Genomic DNA, 19,533 nt, shown 5'->3' with positions numbered 1-19,533 from the left:
GGGTATGCCTTTGAACACCTTCCAAATAAAAGCGGATATAAAAAAACCCATACTCGGCAATGAACCTACCGTCACCTCTAGTGATGACATACTGTTTGTTGTTAGTATTTTAGATGCTGGAGAGCCTGTTGATTTAACGGGCGTGATTACTTGCTCTTTAGTCCATACAAGATTAGATGGCGCAGTAATAGTTACTGATGGCACAATTCAAGCGGATGGGAAGATACATTATAAATTCGGCACATCTGAGACCGCGGTACCAGGTCAAGTTAAAGCTGTAGCGCAATTATATAGCGCTGATGAACGTGTGAGTACCATTGCATTTACTTATAAGGTAGCGCAAGATTCAACCGGAGATGGGTATGTACCATCGATAACGGAGCAAACATTAATACAAGTAGTTATGTCTAATGCACAAGCTAAAATCGACGAATTAAGTCAGGTAAATGTAGTTGATCTTAAGGCGCAGTTGGCAGATAAGGCGAATCAAGCTGAGGTTCGAAAAAACACCGATGCGCTTCCCATAAATGTATCTGAAATGGACACTGAAACAAAATCGCTGTTTACTGGTGGTGCAGTTGCAGTTGTTGGAGAGTATGCAGTAGGTATGGAAAACGTAAAGCCGAAAGCGATTAATCATGAGAAGACAACATTTTTATCTACAGGGAAAAACCTATTTGACAAATCCAATGTCATGCCAAATAAATATATTGGATTAGATGGGAAGTTACTAGATAGCACAACAGACTTTACTTCCATGTTTATTAACGTTTCTCCGAATGATGTGATTACTATAAGTACAAGTCAACGCGTGGGTTTATATGACATAAATCAAGCGCCAGTTACAGTCCTTAATAATGGACCGATAACTACCGCGTTCAGAACATTAACCGTTCCAGCCAATGTGCATTATATAAGAGCGAACTCCATAAATAGTTCACTCAATACTTTTCAAATTGAACGAGGGGATACAGCGACAGCCTTTGAACCTTATCACTATAAAATGAAAAGTTTGGTAGTGGAAGGTATCGGTAATATTTCGGAATTGCCCGTATCTTCATCAATTGTCGACAACTTAAAAATCGCTTTAAGTGCAGGGTTTACAGTATTATCACCAAATCTCCCTACTACCATATCGAAAGATGCGAAAAATAAGACTGCTATACTCTTGATAAATGGTCAAACAGCCATTGAAACTACAGTGGTTTCAAAGACTCGAAATGAATTTAATTTAAAAGGTATTACTCCAATTTTAACGAATGTTACGCAGACTAAATACGGAAACGGAATCCAGTTATCGGGGGCATTGGGGAGTGAATGGTGGAAAGTATACAGTAATTACTTGGTTATCTTAAAGCCGAATACGAAATATACTTTAAGCGCTAAAGCATCCAATAGTAAAATAAATGCATTAGCTTCGGGCGTTATTATCTATGACGGTGTAGATACGACCGCGTCGTTAGGAACGCATAGAAATACAAACAATCCTACTATCACATTTACAACAACAGCGTCAGGGAGTATTAACCTGCGCTTTTATCTAGACAATGAAACATCTAGCGGAACAAATGTCGAAACGAAATACTTCGATATTATGTTAGCTGAATCAGCAACGGCACTCCCGTATGTGGATTATTTAAACGAAACGTACACGATTCCCCCTGTAAATTCTAGTTTTGCGCAGGTTGTAAATATTATACCAAATACAACAATAACCAACCCGGATGGACTTCTTAACTCTATTACTACCGTAAATATTCCGTCTAGCTCCACAATGATAGCTGTTAATGGGCAAGCACCAGATGAAAACGGGGATATAAGCATAGTCATTCCTAAATCTCAAATAGACGGTAAAACAGTGGTTAGTTTTGGAGACAGTATCTTTGGAAACTACTCGCCCCCTGTAGATATATCAACATTTATTTCTGAAAACACAGGCAGTATAGCCAAAAATGTAGGGTTTGGCGGTTGTAGAATGAGTTCTCACCACACTCACTGGGATGCTTTTTGTATGTATCGTCTAGCCGATGCCATCACAAGTAAGGACTTTTCTTTGCAAAACCAAGCTATCATTAGTGGGAGTGGTGAATCTGTACCATTAGGCAACAGATTACCGACTTACTTCCCTACGAGGCTAGAAACTTTAAAAGGGATTGATTTTAATAAAACAGAAATTATAACAATCGCTTACGGTCAAAATGATTATACAGCTATCAAGTTACTGGATAACACAGAAAACCCATACGACATCCACACATATAAAGGAGCATTGCGTTATTCACTTGAAAAAATACTAACCACATATCCTCATATAAAAATAATGGTGTTATCGCCAATTTATTGTTTTTGGTTGGTAGACGGTGTTTTCGATCAAGATAGCGATACGAGGAAATTCGGAGATAACGTACTGCCTGATTTGGTGCAAGCAGCTAAAGAAGTATGTCTCGAATATAAAACCCCTTATTTAGATAACTATTATGATTTAGGATTTAATAAATTTAATAGAACTTCCTATTTTAGTGGCTCAGACGGAATTCACCCGAATTCGGCAGGGAGAAAACGGATTGGAGAAAAAGTTGCTAGTCAATTGATTAGTAGATTTTAATGCCCAATTGAGACAGCTCTGCTATGAGAGTAGAATTTGTGTGATTTAACAATTAATGCTATTATTTGAAATAATACGCGTTAGGAAGTGACCACAATGAAGAAAGATACCGACGATAATAAAATAATTGCGTTTAGAATTCCTCTAACGGAAGAAGAAGAAGAGCAGACATTAGATCTTGCAAACAAAATCCAAGTAATTACTGATCTTGCGAACGAAGGGATTATTTCACAAAGATCTAGAGTTCGTATTATTAAAAAATTAATCTATTAATCTTGTCTGTGACGCAGTAGGAACATACGGTGTCGTAACCATTTATTAAAAATAGCAATAAAAAAGAGCTCTCGGATTATTTCGAGGGCTCTAAATCGTTGTCTATTATTGACGGCATATCTAAATAATAATCAATATTTACTTCCAAAGGAAAAACCATTTGAAGCTCATTAAGTTTAGTATGATCTTCATTCCAGGATAAATGACCGTCGAGAATTCGTTTTAATGCAGCTGTATTTTTTAACCACCTACGGGCGGTTAAATTATTTTCTTTGGATAAGAGATAAAGCTCAACTTCTTTTATAGTGGTCATTCCTTACCTTCTTTCTCGAGTCCTTTTTTTATTAAATCTAATATTGCTTGTGTACGATTGTTAATCCTATTTTCAAACCTAAAATTTTCAATTTGTTCTAATAGTTCTTCAGGAAATCCAACTAGGATCTTTTTTATTTCATTATTCATTTATCCATCTCCTTTTATATATTGTATATACTTTATATCATTTATATTTGACATATGCAACATTTAGCTATAATGTATATATTATATATAAAGTATATACAAAAGGAGGGGTTAATATGTCAAATGATGCAAGCCGTTTACAAAATGATTTGCAAACTGTCGTCGAGTTGATTAGCCCAGGGATTGAAAAGGACAAACTAGCATTAAGAATAGAAGAAGTTTTGTATAGGTATCATATAGAGCATCGTGAGTCGCAAGATTTAGCGAATGATATGGAGGACAAATTAAAATTATTCCTTTCCTCTAAACGTTTAGAGGGTTTAAGTCCTAAGACTTTGAAGGATTACCAATTAGAACTTAGATTGTTTTTTAAATATGAACCTAAAGCAGTGGTTTTGATCCAAACACCAGATGTTCGTAATTACCTTGCTTCACTTGAAAATATTCAAACATCCACAATGGGTAAAAAATTAACTGTTTTAAAAAGCTTTTTTGGATGGATGGTCAAAGAAGAAATATTGCTACGTGATCCAACCGCTAAAATCAGATTACCAAAGAAAAAGAAACGTTTACCAAAAGGTTTAACAATCCAAGAATTAGAATTAGTTCGCGAAACATGTAACACGAAAAGAGAACGGGCATTGATAGAGGTGTTCTATTCAACTGGTTGTAGATTAAGTGAGTTGGCAAGTATGAATATAGATTCTATCGATAAACAAGAAATGAGTACGACAGTAATTGGTAAAGGTAACAAAGAACGGAAAGTTTACTTAACTTTCATGGCTTTGTATCACCTAGAAAGCTATTTAAAAGAGCGAAATGATGATTGTGAAGCGGTATTTATCACTCAACGTAGACCATACAGACGAATGGGGAATAAAGCTATTCAGGTTGAAGTGGACCATATCGAGCAAAGAGTCGGTTTAAAGAACAAGAAACTCACTTGTCATACAATGCGCCATACTCTCGCCCAAAATATGCTAGATAACGGAGCTAAACTTGAAGAAGTGCAAAACATATTAGGTCATGAGAACATTGGAACTACCCAAATTTATGCGCAAGTATCGGAAGAACGGAAGCAACAAGCTCATAAACGTTACGCTTAATAAATTGAATAAGTGCTACCGGGAGCATCCATTGGGTGCTCTTTTTATATAAAATGAGGTGAAACAATGTCCGAAATAATTGTACAAAGTCTTGCTGGAGAACAAGAAGTGCTCTCTGATTTTCAAAGCTTACTAAGAACGCGAAAAGTAAATGGAGAGAAGACTGTTTCACTCCTTGCTTTTCCGTCTAAACGAAATATCCACAGCATGAAGTACTTAACAAACGAATGCTCTATCTTTTTTAATGAAGAGGAGTATGTCATTAAAAACACAGACCAAAAGAGCATTGGGCACTTATATTCCAAAAGTGCGGATGGGATTGCTAAGTTTTATGTGGACCTGATTAACAGTCAACAACCTTTAATCCATAACGGTTCAATGACATTTGAGAACTATATGGCATTTGTTTTTACTGGGACTCCTTATAATTTCGTTATCATGGATTTTGCCTATGCAGAAGCCTATGAAAACTTAGGGAACGACAATCGATTGGCTTTATTTCAAAAAGGCTTAGAACGCTATAATCGTGAGTTTGAGCTGATTGGAAATACGGTTTATCTTAAAAAGAAAATAGGAAATGATACAGACTTTATGTTTGGGTTTGGCCATAACATCAACGCAATTGATATCCATTGTGATTCTACTAATCTCGCTACTCGTATTCTAGGTAGAGGGGCAAGTACAAGCCCAGAAGAAACACCAGAAAACGAGAAAGTATATATAACAGCGGAGTATATTTCCCCTAAATCAGCAGTGTGGGGTGTAATTGACAGTCCATCTTTAACGGATGAAAGATATACAAGTAAAGAAACGCTATCGGAAGCGATGCAAGAAAAATTGATGGATGAACCAGAGTTTTCCCTAACGATCGATTTTCAAGATTTACGCGCTGCAGGTTATCCTTACACGGTTCCAAATGAAGGGGATAGAGTGTTTGTTATCCATGAAGGCATGGACAACTTGGAAATTGAAACAAGAATTGTGGAAATAAATGAACAGTTTGAATGGGTAAAAGGTGAGCTTGTGCCTGTATACACAAATGTTACTCTAGCAAATTATCAAAAGAAATTTGCAGAAAATATGTTTGATGCGATTCAAAAACAATTATCCGATATCGTGAATAGTGATGGTGTGATTAAGTATTCTGTTGTGGATGAAGCCATCCGATTAGCTACGCAAGCATTGCAAAGCGCTCAAACAGAACTAGAATTTGAGAATGGCATCATAGCAAGGGATAAGACGAACCCAAATAATCTAGTGCTATTTAATGCAGCTGGTGTAGGTGTATCGGTAAGTGGTGGGCAAACCTTCGAAGCTGCAATTACTGCATTAGGGGTTATTGCAGAAAGAATCTTCGGTAAATTGCTGATTGGTGAACAGCTCTACATCGAATCAGATAGTGGAGTCATTACAATTAAAGATAATAAATTCACGGTCAGGGATGCCAGTAATACAGAAAAAGTTGTTTTAGGCGAAGTCGCTACGGGTGAATATGGCGTATATGTAGCTAAAGGCGCTATCACAATCGAGCGCCCAGACGGATACGCCATAATTAATAACGGGATGAGCGTATATGATGTCAATATACAAGGGTCCTCCCCGACATTTACGAGTCCTTCTGTATCGGTGGAAAATTGGTATTTTAAAACAAACAGTACAACTTCTTCCGATTGCGATTTCTTTTCTTACGAACATAAAGCCCGTTATTTAAAGCTGAGGTTGGCTTATAAAACCCAAGCACCAGGAGGTAGCGCAACAGTTACTATTGAAAGAGGAACTGTTGCGCTAGGCAATATAGAAGTATTGGCGACAATTACGACAACCTCGTCAACCGAGGAGTTATACGCGACAATTACAGTCGACTTAGGGGTGCCAACAGGGGCGGTAGGTACTTTTTACTTAAGGTTAAAAACAAATGAGGTAGCTCACGCTGCGTATGCACGAGTAAACCGTAAATGGTTGGAGGGATGATAATGGAAAAACAAATACAATTGTTTGTAAATGTGGACAATGAAGGAAATATCATTACAAGTTATCACGGAGAAAATATTATTGCAGCGGACCCTTACGAATTTTTCTTTTTAACGGATGTGCAAACGGTAGAAGATATAGGTCTATATAAAGTTGTGATGGTAGGCATGAAGCCAACATTAGTATTAAAAGAGAACGCTCAATAGGCGTTCTTTTATTTTGTCTAAAATAAAGGAGTGAAAAAGTGGAGCCGTCAAATGAGGAATCAAAGAAAATATTGGTGTCGCTAGGGAAATTAGAAGAAAAATTTGAAAGTTTGAATACCGCGATGAATGCAGTATCGAAAGTTTCCGAATTGGTTATACAGACAGATTCAAGTGTTAAGTCAGCGCACGTTCGGATTAACGACTTAAAACTCGATATTGCCAAAGAAATACTACGACAAGAAACGGCAACAGAAAAAGAATTTATCGCACAAGAAACACTAATAAAGGAAAAGTTCGTGGAACAAAAAGTGGGGATGAAAGAAGAGTTTAAAGTAAGGGATGAAAATTTCAGTAAATTCACAGGGAAAATAGAATTCTTGCAAAGAACCCTTGCAGGTAGTTTTATTACATTTTTGTTCGGGATCGCGTTGTATATCATTCAGAGATTTGGGGGTAATTGAAAATGACAACAGATAAATTAAAACAACATATCGCTTTATTCGGAGGATTGCTTTCAGCGGTCCTTTTGTTTTTGCAGACTTTAGGAGTGACATTTACATGGTTTACAAATGATTCAATTGACGCTTTTGTAAATGCGTTGCTTGCAGCGGTACCGTTTATTTGGGTTCTTTACGGAGTTTACAAAAATACTTATTTGGTAACTAAAGAAGCAAAAGAACAAGAGAAAAAATTGATAGAAGAGGGGCTGAAATAATATGACATACGCTGTTATCAACGATTACATTGAAAAAAGTAAGTATCCGATAAAAGCCAAGTATGAAATGACACCTACGTCAATTACTATTCACAACACATGGAACGATGCTTCAGCAGTTGCGGAAGTTGAATACATGCAACGTAATGGTAATGCAGTATCTTTTCATGTCGCAATTGATGATAAGCATGCGATCGTCGCTGTGCCGTTTAGTCGTAACTGTTGGCATGCAGGTGACGGTAGTTCTTTGACCAGCGGCAATCGCACATCTATAGGCATCGAAATATGCTACTCGAAAAGTGCTGGAGATAAATACAGAAAAGCCGAAGCGAATGCAATCGAGTATACGGCGCAACTTTTGAAAAAGTATGGATGGGGTATTGATAGAGTAAGATTCCACAAAGAATGGAGTGGAAAGAATTGTCCACATCGTATATTAGATGAGGGCAGGGGCGATTCTTTCAAAAAGTCTATCGCTAATCGACTAGTTGAATTAAACAAGAAGTTAGTAACTCAAGTATCCAAACCTGTTGCAACTAAAACAGCTACTCAAACAAAAGGAACATACCGCATCAAAACAGGCACTTTCAAAAACGCAAGTGCGCTCGCGGATGCAGTCAATAAAATAAAAACAGATTTTGGTTTCGTAATACATGAAGCTGCTGATACTACTTCATTCAATTCTGATTATCGCATTTACACAGGTACATTTACGACAAAAGAAGCTGCAGAAAATGCTCGAGCGAAAATCACAGCGAAGTATGGTTGGCTTACTTACTTGATTGACGAAACTAAATAAAAAGATAGCGACCTTCTCATAATGAGTTGGTCGCTTGTTTTGATTATACAAATATTTCAAATTCATTCGGTCGAACCCGGTTAGTGATTGACGGTTCTACAACTTCTAACACTTCTTTTTCCTTCCAAACCTCCCATTCCGTTATATTAAACTTTTCGATGGCCCATGCAGTCAATACGATTCCGCACAGCCCGAATCCAATAATATTTATCAATCTCTCATCCTTTCAAAGTTTTAATAGCTTGTTGATCGCTTCTATTTTACGAGGTTCGAGGTGGCGTAGATAAAAACGGATATACTCATCCATAAAATCCTTATTGTAGAGTGTCATTTTGATCAATACAGCAGCGGTAGATGTTGGGGTTATATCTAAAGCATGAGCAAGGTTACAGAGAGTATCATAGCTTTCTTGCGGAAACTTAATAGTAACTTTTCCCGTTTCTCCTTTCATCGTTATTTTTAGTTTTGGTCGGTCGCTATACCCAGCCGTGATTGTATTAGGTCGATGATAATCCCTCCGAAACCATTTTCTAATAGAAGCAATGATTAATTCATGGGTAACTGCTTTTTCAATCAGTCTTTGTGCTGCATCTTTTACTGGTTCTTCGCTAAGATGTGCAAAGTGGTAAAGTAAATCCTTTAATTCCAATGACATCGTTGGTTTCACGTCCACTTTTTTATCACTTCTCACCTTCCTGTCTTTCTCCCCCATTCTCTTCAACTGGTAACCCCCATTTTTTTAGTGTTATCCCTAGTAATGATTCCTAAGTTTAGTAGGATTCCTAGGGATATTAGCATTATATGAAGAGGGAGGTAGCTTCATAACCTGTTAAATTAATTTATTACAATTGTCATAACTTCCTGTCTCGCAACCTATATTTGTATTACAAGTGTAGTAAAAAACGAAAGGGGCAAGGTAATGAACAGATTGATACTTGGTGTAGATGCAGGAAACCACAAAGCAAAGGTAGTGGGGCCATTCGGTATTGACTCATTTAAAACGAACATTTGTGACTGGTTCGAGCGTGATGTGGAAGAAGTATTTGGAAGGGATGATATGGAATTCGAGATTAATGGAAGAAAAGGTTTTGCTGGATCTATAGCAGAACACGAAGATCAATTTGGGGACGGAACTATGTATGGAGATAGCAAAGCACACGAGGATACAAAGATTAGGGTACTACTTGCAATTAATCGTTATTTAGAACGCTACTGTCCACATTTCACAGACATAGCACTAGTTACAGGGCAACCTATTAAACGTCACAAACAAGCGGAAAAGGATGCTATTTCTTCTATGTTAATAGGCATTCATGAAATAAAAGTGAATGGAAAAACAAGAGTCATTAATATAGAAAAAGTAGGTGTAGCTCCAGAGGGAAGTGGCGCTATTTGGAGTTGTCCACAAGATGGCATTATTAAGATTATTGACATAGGAAGCGGAACTGTTAATGTGGTTTCCATTGTTGATAGGAAGCTTATAAATACGGCTTCTACTACGTTTAATTTTGGTGTAGAAACAGTTAACAATAAGGATGATCTAGGAACCATCGCAAGAGGAATAATTCGAAACACGACTAAATTGAAATGGAACAAAAATGACAAAGTATTAATCTGTGGAGGAATAGCAGAAGGAATTGCCCCTCACCTTATCGAACATTACCATAATGCAGAAATATTAGTGCCAGAACTGGTTCGTGGGAATGGGGTGACAAAATTACATCCCGTTTTCGCAAATGCAGTCGGATTTTATGCACTAGCGGAGGGAGCATTTGGATAAATGGGGCGTACAAATAAATCAGTTAGTTTTAATGATGAGGACGAATTAGATGTAGAGCTATTGAATCATGCAGAAAGACCAAATAGGTTAACGGGCAAAAAACGAAACTTTAGTAAATACGTGAAACGATTAATAGACGAGGATATCAAAAGAGAAGCTGCAGGCAACAAAAGAGGATTACCTTCTATAGAAGATGAACCGATAGTAAGTAAAAAGAAAGATGCGTACACGCTTGAATTAATGCAAGGATACCTATAATCGAAAGGGGATAGTTCTGTCCAAAAAAGATGAAGATCAATTGGATGAAGAAAAGGAAACCGCGGAAAAAAGAGAGCAGCTTCTAAATGACTTAGTGTTGATGATCGCAATCCCATATATATTTTTTAGGTTTATTACAGGTACATTTTAAAAATAAAAAGGAGTGTGTTAATGGAAAGAAGAAATGAAATGTTAGATGGACTCTTAGAATTAGCGAGAAAAGATTTGAAGAAGATAGGTAAGCAGCTTGAAAAAGATGAATCAAATAAAACGCTGATTGCCGAATATGGATTTCGTTTGGGAGTTGTAGAAGGGTTAGAAAGAGCCTCTTACCTTTTTATATAGAAGAAAGCCCAACCACTTATTTGTGGAAGGGCTTTCTTCTATAATAAAACAGAATAGTACACGTTTCGACAAAACCAGTGATACAGTTTGTTTTTTCGTTATCGAGTGACCAAATAAGTGACCAACTAAATAACAATAAACAATAATTAAAAAGTTTAACGAATACAAAAATTAATATTAATAACTTCAAATACTATGTTACATTAATAAACAACAATTAAAATTAATAAACAGCATTTAACTTGCTTTATGTTGAAAACTGTTATACATTTTGCAACAGGTATTTGTTTTGAAGATTAAAACGAGTTACCTTCTATAAGGAGGCACATCTATGTCGGATTATTTAGTAATTGTAGAATCGCCTGCAAAGGCAAAAACAATAGAACGTTATCTTGGAAAGAAATATAAAGTAAAAGCGTCAGTAGGGCATGTTCGAGACTTACCTAGAAGTCAAATGGGTGTAGATGTCGAGAATAACTATGAGCCAAAATATATTACTATACGAGGCAAAGGTCCCGTATTGCAAGATTTAAAAAATGCAGCAAAAAAAGCAAAAAAAGTTTATCTCGCAGCTGACCCAGACAGAGAAGGGGAAGCAATTGCATGGCATTTAGCGACTGCACTAAAAGTTGATATTGATTCTGATTGTCGAGTAGTCTTTAATGAAATAACGAAAGACGCGATATTAGAATCATTTAAACATCCACGAGCTATCAATATGGATTTGGTTGATGCCCAACAAGCTCGAAGAATACTAGACCGTCTAGTAGGTTATAATATCAGTCCTATTTTATGGAAAAAAGTAAAAAAAGGACTATCAGCTGGCCGAGTACAATCTGTAGCTTTACGTCTTATTATCGATCGTGAAAATGAAATTAATGGCTTCATTCCAGAAGAATATTGGACGATTGAAGGTCAATTTGAAAAAAGTAAAAAAGCATTCGATGCCTTTTATTTTGGTACAGATAAGGATAAAGTAAAACTTACGAACGAAGATGAAGTGAAAAATGTATTAAATGGGATTAAAGGCAAAGAGTTTGAAGTTACAAATGTTGTGAAAAAAGAAAGAAAAAGAAATCCAGCTTCATCATTTACAACATCATCTCTTCAACAAGAAGCAGCTCGAAAACTTAATTTCAGAGCAAGAAAAACAATGATGCTCGCGCAGCAGTTATATGAAGGAATCGACCTTGGCAAAAAAGAAGGCACTGTAGGTCTCATCACTTACATGAGAACTGATTCTACGAGAATTTCTGAAACAGCCAAAACTGAAGCACATGAATACATAAAAAATGAATTTGGTGCAGAATATATTTCAACTAAAGTTGCAGAGAAACAATCGAAAAAATCACAGGATGCCCATGAAGCGGTCAGACCTACAAGCCTTTTAAGAACTCCTGATGAGTTAAAGGTAATTCTTTCTAGAGATCAATTACGTTTATATAAATTGATCTGGGAACGTTTTGTAGCTAGCCAAATGTCACCAGCAACTTTGGATACAGTTGCCGTAGATTTGAAAAATGGGATTGCTATTTTCCGCGCAAACGGTTCGCAAGTGAAATTCCCTGGATTTATGAAAGTATATGTAGAAAGTTCAGATGATCAAACAGAAGATAAAGATAAATTACTGCCAGTGTTAGAAGTTGGTGACATAGTAGATTCATTATTAATTGAACCGAAACAGCATTTTACTCAACCACCTCCGAGATATTCGGAAGCAAGATTGGTAAAAACACTCGAAGAAGTTGGAATTGGTCGCCCGTCTACTTACGCTCCTACATTAGATACTATTCAAAAAAGAGGCTATGTAGCTCTTGAAACAAAACGCTTTGTTCCAACTGAGTTAGGTACAATTGTTCATCAATTAGTGCTAGAATTCTTTCCGCAAATATTAGATGTTGAATTTACAGCTCAAATGGAAAGAGATTTGGATAGTATAGAAGATGGGCAAGTTGAATGGGTTAAAGTAATCGATGGTTTCTATCAAGACTTTGAAAAGCGTGTGACCTATGCAGATGCTGAAATGGAAAAAATCATCATTAAGGATGAACCTACAGGAGAAGATTGTGAAAAATGTGGTTCTCCAATGGTATATAAACTAGGAAGATACGGAAAATTTATGGCATGTAGTAACTTCCCGGATTGTCGTAATACAAAAGCAATTATAAAAGAGATCGGTGTTCCTTGTACAACATGTGGCGAAGGTCAAATTGTTGAACGTAAAAGTAAAACAAAACGATTATTTTATGGGTGTGACCAATACCCGACATGTGAGTTTGTTTCTTGGGACAAGCCAATAAATAGAACATGTCCAAAATGTAATGAAATGTTAGTTGAGAAAAAGTTGAAAAAAGGCATCCAAATACAATGTGTTGCGTGTGATTATAAAGAAAATCCACAGAGTTAAATGAAAGAAGGCTACGACATGACTAAAATAGTAAACGTAATTGGTGCAGGGCTAGCAGGAAGTGAAGCGGCTTGGCAAATTGCCAAAAGAGGAGTGAAAGTACGCCTTTTTGAAATGCGTCCTGTAAAACAAACACCAGCCCATCATACGGATAAATTTGCGGAGTTAGTTTGTTCTAACTCACTTAGGGCTAATAATTTAACAAATGCTGTAGGTGTTATTAAAGAAGAAATGCGCATGCTAGATTCCTTAATTATTCAATCAGCTGATAATAGCAGTGTTCCGGCAGGTGGTGCATTAGCTGTAGATAGACATGATTTTTCAGGTAGAGTGACTGATGCAATTCGGAATCATCCAATGATTGAAATAGTTAATGGAGAAGTAACGGAAATTCCTGAAGGTATTACGGTAATTGCGACGGGTCCTTTAACTTCACCTGCACTAGCAGAAAAAATTAAAGAAATAACTGGACAAGATTATTTATATTTTTACGATGCTGCTGCTCCAATTGTGGAAAAAGATAGTATCGATATGAATAAAGTATATCTAAAATCTCGTTATGATAAAGGAGAAGCAGCTTACTTAAATTGCCCAATGACAGAAGAAGAATTTAATCTATTCTATGATGCGTTGGTTGAAGCCGAAGTTGTTCCTCTGAAGGAATTTGAAAAAGAAGTATACTTTGAAGGGTGTATGCCGGTAGAAGTAATGGCTACACGTGGTCGCAAGACATTATTATTTGGACCAATGAAGCCAGTTGGACTAGAAGATCCTAAAACAGGAGAGCGTCCATATGCAGTTGTCCAACTAAGACAGGATGATGCAGCAGGGACACTTTATAACATTGTTGGTTTTCAGACACATTTAAAATGGGGACCACAAAAAGAAGTATTGCAGCTAATACCTGGTTTAGAAAATGTAGAAATCGTTCGATATGGTGTAATGCATCGAAATACGTTTATTAATTCACCGACTGTTCTTCAACCTACTTATCAGTTAAAAGCGGATAAACAAATATTCTTTGCTGGTCAAATGACTGGTGTAGAAGGGTATGTAGAATCAGCAGGAAGTGGATTGTTAGCAGGTATTAATGCTGCTAAATTAGCATTAGACGAGGAGCTAATTGTATTGCCGCCAGAAACAGCACTTGGCAGTATGGCGAGATACATTACAGAGGCAGATCCAAAAAATTTCCAACCGATGAATGTGAATTTCGGGTTATTCCCTAATCTTGAAAAAAAAGTAAGAGACAAAAAAGAAAGAACTGAACAATTAGCAAATCGTGCATTAACAACTATTCAAAACTTTATGGAAAATACAGCACTTTAATTGCTTTAAGCCTCTAAAAATTGATATACTTTTAGAGGCTTTTACTATGGTTAGAATTTGGAGTTGTTTTAAATGATTGGATTAAAAGAGTTGCATTCTTTTATATCGTATATACAGCTTGAAAGAAACTACTCTAGTTTAACTGTCAAAGAATATGAAAAAGATATTGAACAGTTTTTGGGTTTTTTAAATTTAGAAGGTGTAGAACATTTAAATGATGTCGAATACGTTCATGCCAGATTATTTGTAACGAATCTATATGACACAAAACTAGCCAGAACTTCTATTTCTCGAAAAATATCAGCTATTCGCTCTTTTTACAAATTTTTGCATAGAGAATTTAATATTAGTGAAGATGCTTTTCATTCTTTATACCACCCCAAAAAGGAAGTTAAGCTTCCCCATTTTTTTTATGAAGAAGAGATGGATAAGTTGTTTGAAGGAAACAAAGGAAGCGATCCTTTATCGATAAGAAATATCGCTTTGTTGGAGTTGCTATATGCGACAGGGATTCGCGTCAGTGAACTCACTTCTATCGAATTACTTCATTTAGATTTGAATTTTGGAATAGTTCGTGTAATGGGAAAAGGCCGAAAAGAAAGATATATTCCTGTTGGTGACTACGCAATTAAAGCAGTAGAAGACTATCTTGAAAATAGTAGGTCTACTCTAATGAAAAAAACATCACATTCAACTCTTTTTGTTAATAGTAGGGGAGAACCTTTGACTGCAAGAGGAGTGAGGTATGTGTTGAATGAAATGATGAAAAAAGCGTCTATTCATACAAAGATTTATCCTCATATGATGAGACATACTTTTGCTACTCATTTATTAAACAGTGGAGCAGATTTAAGGAGTGTTCAAGAGCTATTAGGGCATTCACAACTATCTTCAACTCAAATCTATACACATGTTTCAAAGGAACATTTACGTAAAACGTATATGAATGCTCATCCTAGGGCATAACTTTGGTGCAAATTTTCTAAGGTGAGTTTGATAAAGAGGAGGAATTGAAATGACGGGAATTCACGCAACGACAATTTTTGCGGTAAGTCATAATGGTAGCTGCGCAATGTCAGGCGATGGCCAAGTAACGTTAGGAAACCAAGTGGTAATGAAGCATACAGCCAAAAAAGTAAGAAGATTATTTAACGGTCAAGTTATTGCTGGTTTTGCAGGATCGGTTGCAGATGCATTTACTTTATTTGAAATGTTCGAAGGTAAATTATTAGAGTTTGATGGTAATCTACAGCGTGCTGCAGTAGAGTTAGCAAAGCAATGGCGCGGGGATAAGATGTTGCGCCAACTAGAGGCAATGCTATTAATAATGGATAAAGATAATTTATTACTTGTTTCAGGTACAGGAGAAGTAATTGAACCGGATGATGGCATTCTTGCTATTGGTTCCGGTGGAAATTATGCTCTAGCAGCTGGACGTGCATTAAAGCAATATGCTGGGGATCGTTTGACTGCAAAGGAAATAGCGGAAGCAGCGCTTAATACAGCAGCAGACATTTGTGTTTTTACAAACCATCAAATTATTGTGGAGGTTTTGGGAGAATGAAAGAGATAAATTTAACACCAAAACAAATAACAGAACATTTAAATCGTTATATCGTTGGACAGGATGCAGCTAAAAAAGCGGTGGCCGTAGCTCTACGGAATCGGTATAGAAGACAACTTTTAGACGATGATATGAAAAATGAAGTTATTCCTAAAAATATTTTAATGATTGGTCCAACTGGTGTAGGTAAAACAGAAATAGCTAGAAGAATGGCGAAACTAACGAATGCACCATTTGTAAAAGTCGAAGCGACTAAATTTACAGAAGTAGGTTATGTCGGTAGAGATGTTGAATCTATGGTCAGAGATTTAGTCGAAGCAGGAATTCGTATAGTCAAAGAAGAAAAGATGGATGAAGTAAAAGACCAGGCTGTTCGATTAGCTAACGATGCAATTGTGAAATTACTCGTTCCTTCTTTAAAGAAAAAGCAATCAGGTCAAAATCCTTTTGAAGCGCTTTTTGGTGGGAAAACCGAAGAGGATGTTACAGAAACAGAAGATACAGAAGTACGTATAAAAAGGTCTCAGATTGCAGAAGACTTAAGAGATGGAAAGCTTGAAAATGAAATAGTTACAGTAGAAGTTACTGAATCATCGCCTTCTATCTTTGATACGATGCAAGGTGGTGGAATGGAAGGTATGGGAATGATGCAAGATGCCATATCTAATCTAATGCCTAAGAAAAAGAAGAAACGTAAAATGGAAGTAAAAGATGCCCGTAAAATATTAACACAAGAAGAAGCAAGTAAGTTAATTGATAATGATGAAATTTCTCAAATTGCTATTGAAAAAACGGAGCAGACAGGAATTATCTTTATTGATGAAATGGATAAGATTGCAAGTCGAAGTGGAAGCGGTTCTTCTGCAGATATTTCTCGAGAAGGAGTTCAACGGGATATATTACCAATTGTAGAAGGTTCAACTATAAACACTAAATATGGACCAGTTAAAACAGATTATATTCTTTTTGTAGCAGCCGGAGCATTTCATATGTCGAAACCTTCTGACCTAATTCCTGAGTTACAAGGGAGATTTCCGATTCGTGTCGAGCTAGATAAGCTGACAAAAGAAGATTTTGTGCGTATATTAAGAGAGCCGCATCAATCATTGATCAAACAATACGAAGCTTTGTTGCAAACGGAAGGCATTACTCTTACGTTTGCGGAAGACTCAATTAATAGAATTGCGGAAATAGCTTCTGAAGTTAATCAAGAGACAGATAATATTGGAGCTAGAAGACTTCATACGATATTAGAGAAAATATTAGAAGATCTATCTTACGAAGCATCGGATATATCGCCAGCGCATATTAACATTACACCTGCATATATTGACGGGAAACTTGACAATATTGTGAAAAACAAAGATTTATCACGATTTATTTTATAATTTTGAATCTTTTGACTTCACAATAGAATTGAAAAGCTATATGATACAAAGTAAGTTCGGAAAAATTGGAGGATGCAACAAATGAATTTATTAACTAAAACAAGAAAGATTAACTCGATGTTACAAGCGTCTGCAGGGCACGCCGTTAATTTTAAAGAAATGGCAGACACTTTAACTCAAGTAATAGATAGTAATGTATTTATTGTTAGTAGAAAAGGAAAGTTACTCGGGTTTGAAATAAGTCAAAAAATTGACAATACTCGTATGCTTAAAATGTTAGAAGATCGACAATTCCCAGAAGAATATACAAAAAATCTATTTAATGTACGAGAAACTTCAGCTAACTTAGATATAGATAGTGAACACACTTGTTTCCCAGTAGAAAATCATGATTTATTCATTGATGGATTAACTACAATTGTTCCTATTGTTGGTGCTGGTGAACGTTTAGGTACTTTAATCTTATCACGCATTAAAGATGAGTTTGGGGAAGATGATTTAATCCTAGCTGAATATGGAGCTACAGTTGTTGGTATGGAAATTCTTCGTGAAAAATCAGAAGAAATCGAGGAAGACGCTCGTAGTAAAGCTGTTGTACAAATGGCGATTAACTCATTATCTTATAGTGAATTAGAAGCTATCGAACATATCTTTGAGGAATTAGATGGAGTTGAAGGTTTACTAGTTGCTTCTAAAATTGCTGACAGAGTAGGAATTACTCGTTCTGTAATTGTAAATGCATTACGTAAACTTGAGAGTGCTGGAGTAATTGAGTCAAGATCCCTAGGGATGAAAGGAACTTATATTAAAGTTCTAAATGATAAATTCCTTGACGAATTAGCTCAGCTTAAAATGAAATAAAGTAAATAGAAATTTAGTCTTCCATCTAATTAGGTGGAGGGCTATTTTTGTATTTATTTGAGAATTAGCATGGGAAATTTACTACTAAAGGAGAAGTATGAAGAAAATATGTCGAAAAATGTCTATAATAAAGGAAAGATAGTTAATTTGACTTATTAATAATTCGGGATATTTAATAGACACTATTATATAAAGTCATTACAATGAAGTTATCATATGTATTCAATTTTTGTTTTTACTAGATAACCAGAAATAATGAGGTGAATAAATTGAGCATTTTTGGAGGTACTATATCAAATTTAGAGCGTGGTTTAGATTTTTCGGCTACGAAACAAAAAGCGATTGCGCAAAATATTGCAAATATCGACACGCCGAATTATAAAACTAAAACAGTTAGTTTTGATACATATTTATCTGATGCTAAAAAAAGTACTATATCAGCCTATAGAACTACAGAAAAACATATCAATTTTGATGCGAAAATTAGTCATGTAGGCATTTCTAGTTATAACAATTTAAGCTACCGTAACAATGGGAATGGTGTCGATATGGATAAAGAACAGGCTAACCTTGCGATTAACCAAATACACTATAATGCATTAGTAGATAGAGTAAGTGGGAAATTAAATACTTTACAAACTGTGATAAGAGGGGGTAGCTAATTATGTCGATTTTTCATGGAATGAACACAACAGCATCTGCTTTAACAGCGCAACGTCTCCGTATGGATGTGATATCTTCTAATATGGCAAATGTAGATACTACTCGTGCGAAAATGGTAGATGGAGAATGGCAAGCATATAGAAGAAAATCAGTTACTCTTAAACCTCAAGGCAATAATTTTTCGAGTTTCTTAAACATAGCTCGTGGCACATCTTCTAAAGAGTCGGTTGGTAGTGGTGTAAAAGTATCTAGCATAAATGAAGATACAGAAACTCCATATAAGCTTGTATTCGATCCGACTCATATTGACGCAAATGATGAAGGATATGTTGAAATGCCTAATGTAGATCCATTAAGAGAAATGGTAGATCTTATTTCAGCTACACGTTCATATGAAGCAAATGTAACGGTATTTAATGCAAATAAATCTATGCTTTCAAAAGCGTTAGAAATAGGGAAATAAAGTAGAAAGAAGGGTGTAAAGTAATGGCGATTGAAGCAATTTCGTTATTTCAACCTAATCAAATAAATGCAGTCCAAATTTCTGATAAAACAACTGTTTCTGAAGCGCAACAGAATTTTGGGGACTTTTTAAAGAATGCAATTGAATCTGTAAATGAAAATCAGAAAACATCTGATGTACTAACAGAAAAACTTATTAATGGTGAAGATGTAGAGCTTCACAATGTTATGATCGCATCTCAAAAAGCTAGTATCACGCTAAATGCAACATTAGAGATCCGAAATAAAGTAGTAGAAGCATATCAAGAAATAATGCGTATGCAAGTATAAGTCCTCGGT

Annotated in this window: 24 protein-coding genes; 20 read left to right on the top strand and 4 right to left on the bottom strand. The window is 35.9% G+C overall.

Annotated features, from left to right (window positions below; translation table 11 throughout):
- Positions 1-4: 4 nt before the first annotated feature.
- Complete coding sequence (locus C7437_RS04930) at positions 5-2,605, top strand: SGNH/GDSL hydrolase family protein (protein WP_111438506.1); 2,601 nt, start codon at positions 5-7, stop codon at positions 2,603-2,605.
- 96 nt (positions 2,606-2,701) lie between these two features.
- Positions 2,702-2,878 (top strand): hypothetical protein, encoded by a 177-nt coding sequence (locus C7437_RS16885; protein ID WP_170122312.1) that lies wholly within the window; start codon positions 2,702-2,704, stop codon positions 2,876-2,878.
- Positions 2,879-2,954: 76 nt separating this feature from the next.
- On the opposite strand, the gene C7437_RS04925 is transcribed toward C7437_RS16885, so the two are convergent.
- The gene (locus C7437_RS04925) at positions 2,955-3,191 is read right to left on the bottom strand and encodes a hypothetical protein (protein WP_111438505.1); all 237 of its coding nucleotides are present in this window, start codon (positions 3,189-3,191) and stop codon (positions 2,955-2,957) included.
- Complete coding sequence (locus C7437_RS16880; protein WP_170122311.1) at positions 3,188-3,340, bottom strand: ribbon-helix-helix domain-containing protein; 153 nt, start codon at positions 3,338-3,340, stop codon at positions 3,188-3,190. Before C7437_RS16880 ends, C7437_RS04925 begins: the two co-directional genes overlap by 4 nt.
- A 116-nt stretch (positions 3,341-3,456) precedes the next feature.
- Between C7437_RS16880 and C7437_RS04920 the strand changes: the two genes are divergently transcribed.
- The 6 genes from C7437_RS04920 to C7437_RS04895 all read left to right on the top strand — a co-directional run bounded on the left by C7437_RS04920 (position 3,457) and on the right by C7437_RS04895 (position 8,137).
- Entirely contained in the window at positions 3,457-4,446 is a 990-nt protein-coding gene (locus tag C7437_RS04920; RefSeq protein WP_111438504.1) for a tyrosine-type recombinase/integrase, read from the top strand.
- A gap of 66 nt (positions 4,447-4,512) precedes the next feature.
- Positions 4,513-6,417, top strand: a complete 1,905-nt coding sequence (locus C7437_RS04915; protein ID WP_111438503.1) for a phage tail protein — start codon at positions 4,513-4,515, stop codon at positions 6,415-6,417.
- Between the two features lie 2 nt (positions 6,418-6,419).
- Positions 6,420-6,623 carry a hypothetical protein gene (locus C7437_RS04910; protein ID WP_111438502.1) on the top strand — a complete coding sequence of 68 codons (204 nt, stop codon included), beginning with the start codon at positions 6,420-6,422 and terminating at the stop codon, positions 6,621-6,623.
- Between the two features lie 38 nt (positions 6,624-6,661).
- Positions 6,662-7,084, top strand: coding sequence for a hypothetical protein (locus C7437_RS04905; RefSeq protein ID WP_111438501.1), 423 nt, complete (start codon positions 6,662-6,664; stop codon positions 7,082-7,084).
- A gap of 2 nt (positions 7,085-7,086) precedes the next feature.
- Positions 7,087-7,338 (top strand): phage holin, encoded by a 252-nt coding sequence (locus tag C7437_RS04900; RefSeq protein ID WP_111438500.1) that lies wholly within the window; start codon positions 7,087-7,089, stop codon positions 7,336-7,338.
- 1 nt (position 7,339) lies between these two features.
- Positions 7,340-8,137, top strand: a complete 798-nt coding sequence (locus C7437_RS04895; protein WP_111438499.1) for an N-acetylmuramoyl-L-alanine amidase — start codon at positions 7,340-7,342, stop codon at positions 8,135-8,137.
- 43 nt (positions 8,138-8,180) lie between these two features.
- Here the strand turns inward: C7437_RS04895 and C7437_RS16875 are convergent, their stop codons facing one another.
- The gene (locus C7437_RS16875) at positions 8,181-8,351 is read right to left on the bottom strand and encodes a hypothetical protein (RefSeq protein WP_170122310.1); all 171 of its coding nucleotides are present in this window, start codon (positions 8,349-8,351) and stop codon (positions 8,181-8,183) included.
- Positions 8,352-8,363: 12 nt separating this feature from the next.
- On the bottom strand, positions 8,364-8,828 hold the full coding sequence (locus C7437_RS04890; protein WP_146249614.1) for a hypothetical protein: 465 nt from the start codon (positions 8,826-8,828) through the stop codon (positions 8,364-8,366).
- A 228-nt stretch (positions 8,829-9,056) separates the two neighbouring features.
- Here C7437_RS04890 and C7437_RS04885 point away from each other — a divergent pair, with 228 nt between their 5' ends.
- The 12 genes from C7437_RS04885 (at position 9,057) to fliE (ending at position 19,524) form a co-directional block, all read left to right on the top strand.
- Complete coding sequence (locus C7437_RS04885) at positions 9,057-9,917, top strand: ParM/StbA family protein (RefSeq protein WP_111438497.1); 861 nt, start codon at positions 9,057-9,059, stop codon at positions 9,915-9,917.
- The gene (locus tag C7437_RS04880; RefSeq protein WP_111438496.1) at positions 9,918-10,175 is read left to right on the top strand and encodes a hypothetical protein; all 258 of its coding nucleotides are present in this window, start codon (positions 9,918-9,920) and stop codon (positions 10,173-10,175) included.
- Between the two features lie 171 nt (positions 10,176-10,346).
- Positions 10,347-10,520: a hypothetical protein gene (locus C7437_RS16870; RefSeq protein ID WP_170122309.1), complete on the top strand. Its 174-nt coding sequence runs from the start codon at positions 10,347-10,349 to the stop codon at positions 10,518-10,520.
- A gap of 331 nt (positions 10,521-10,851) precedes the next feature.
- Complete coding sequence (gene topA / locus C7437_RS04875) at positions 10,852-12,927, top strand: type I DNA topoisomerase (protein WP_111438495.1); 2,076 nt, start codon at positions 10,852-10,854, stop codon at positions 12,925-12,927.
- 18 nt (positions 12,928-12,945) lie between these two features.
- Positions 12,946-14,256 carry an FADH(2)-oxidizing methylenetetrahydrofolate--tRNA-(uracil(54)-C(5))-methyltransferase TrmFO gene (gene trmFO / locus C7437_RS04870; RefSeq protein ID WP_111438494.1) on the top strand — a complete coding sequence of 437 codons (1,311 nt, stop codon included), beginning with the start codon at positions 12,946-12,948 and terminating at the stop codon, positions 14,254-14,256.
- A 72-nt stretch (positions 14,257-14,328) separates the two neighbouring features.
- Positions 14,329-15,222, top strand: a complete 894-nt coding sequence (gene xerC / locus C7437_RS04865; protein WP_111438493.1) for a tyrosine recombinase XerC — start codon at positions 14,329-14,331, stop codon at positions 15,220-15,222.
- Positions 15,223-15,271: 49 nt separating this feature from the next.
- On the top strand, positions 15,272-15,820 hold the full coding sequence (gene hslV, locus C7437_RS04860) for an ATP-dependent protease subunit HslV (RefSeq protein ID WP_111438492.1): 549 nt from the start codon (positions 15,272-15,274) through the stop codon (positions 15,818-15,820).
- The gene (hslU, locus tag C7437_RS04855) at positions 15,817-17,208 is read left to right on the top strand and encodes an ATP-dependent protease ATPase subunit HslU (protein WP_111438491.1); all 1,392 of its coding nucleotides are present in this window, start codon (positions 15,817-15,819) and stop codon (positions 17,206-17,208) included. Before hslV ends, hslU begins: the two co-directional genes overlap by 4 nt.
- A gap of 81 nt (positions 17,209-17,289) precedes the next feature.
- The gene (gene codY / locus C7437_RS04850; protein ID WP_111438490.1) at positions 17,290-18,069 is read left to right on the top strand and encodes a GTP-sensing pleiotropic transcriptional regulator CodY; all 780 of its coding nucleotides are present in this window, start codon (positions 17,290-17,292) and stop codon (positions 18,067-18,069) included.
- Positions 18,070-18,338: 269 nt separating this feature from the next.
- Entirely contained in the window at positions 18,339-18,731 is a 393-nt protein-coding gene (gene flgB / locus C7437_RS04845) for a flagellar basal body rod protein FlgB (protein WP_111438489.1), read from the top strand.
- A 2-nt stretch (positions 18,732-18,733) separates the two neighbouring features.
- Positions 18,734-19,195 (top strand): flagellar basal body rod protein FlgC, encoded by a 462-nt coding sequence (gene flgC, locus C7437_RS04840; RefSeq protein ID WP_111438488.1) that lies wholly within the window; start codon positions 18,734-18,736, stop codon positions 19,193-19,195.
- 23 nt (positions 19,196-19,218) lie between these two features.
- Positions 19,219-19,524, top strand: coding sequence for a flagellar hook-basal body complex protein FliE (gene fliE / locus C7437_RS04835; RefSeq protein WP_111438487.1), 306 nt, complete (start codon positions 19,219-19,221; stop codon positions 19,522-19,524).
- Positions 19,525-19,533: the final 9 nt, after the last annotated feature.

It is taken from the genome of Psychrobacillus insolitus (assembly GCF_003254155.1).
GTDB lineage: Bacteria > Bacillota > Bacilli > Bacillales_A > Planococcaceae > Psychrobacillus > Psychrobacillus insolitus.
Note: the sequence above shows the minus strand (reverse complement) of the source record. Positions and strands in the feature narration are given on the sequence as shown.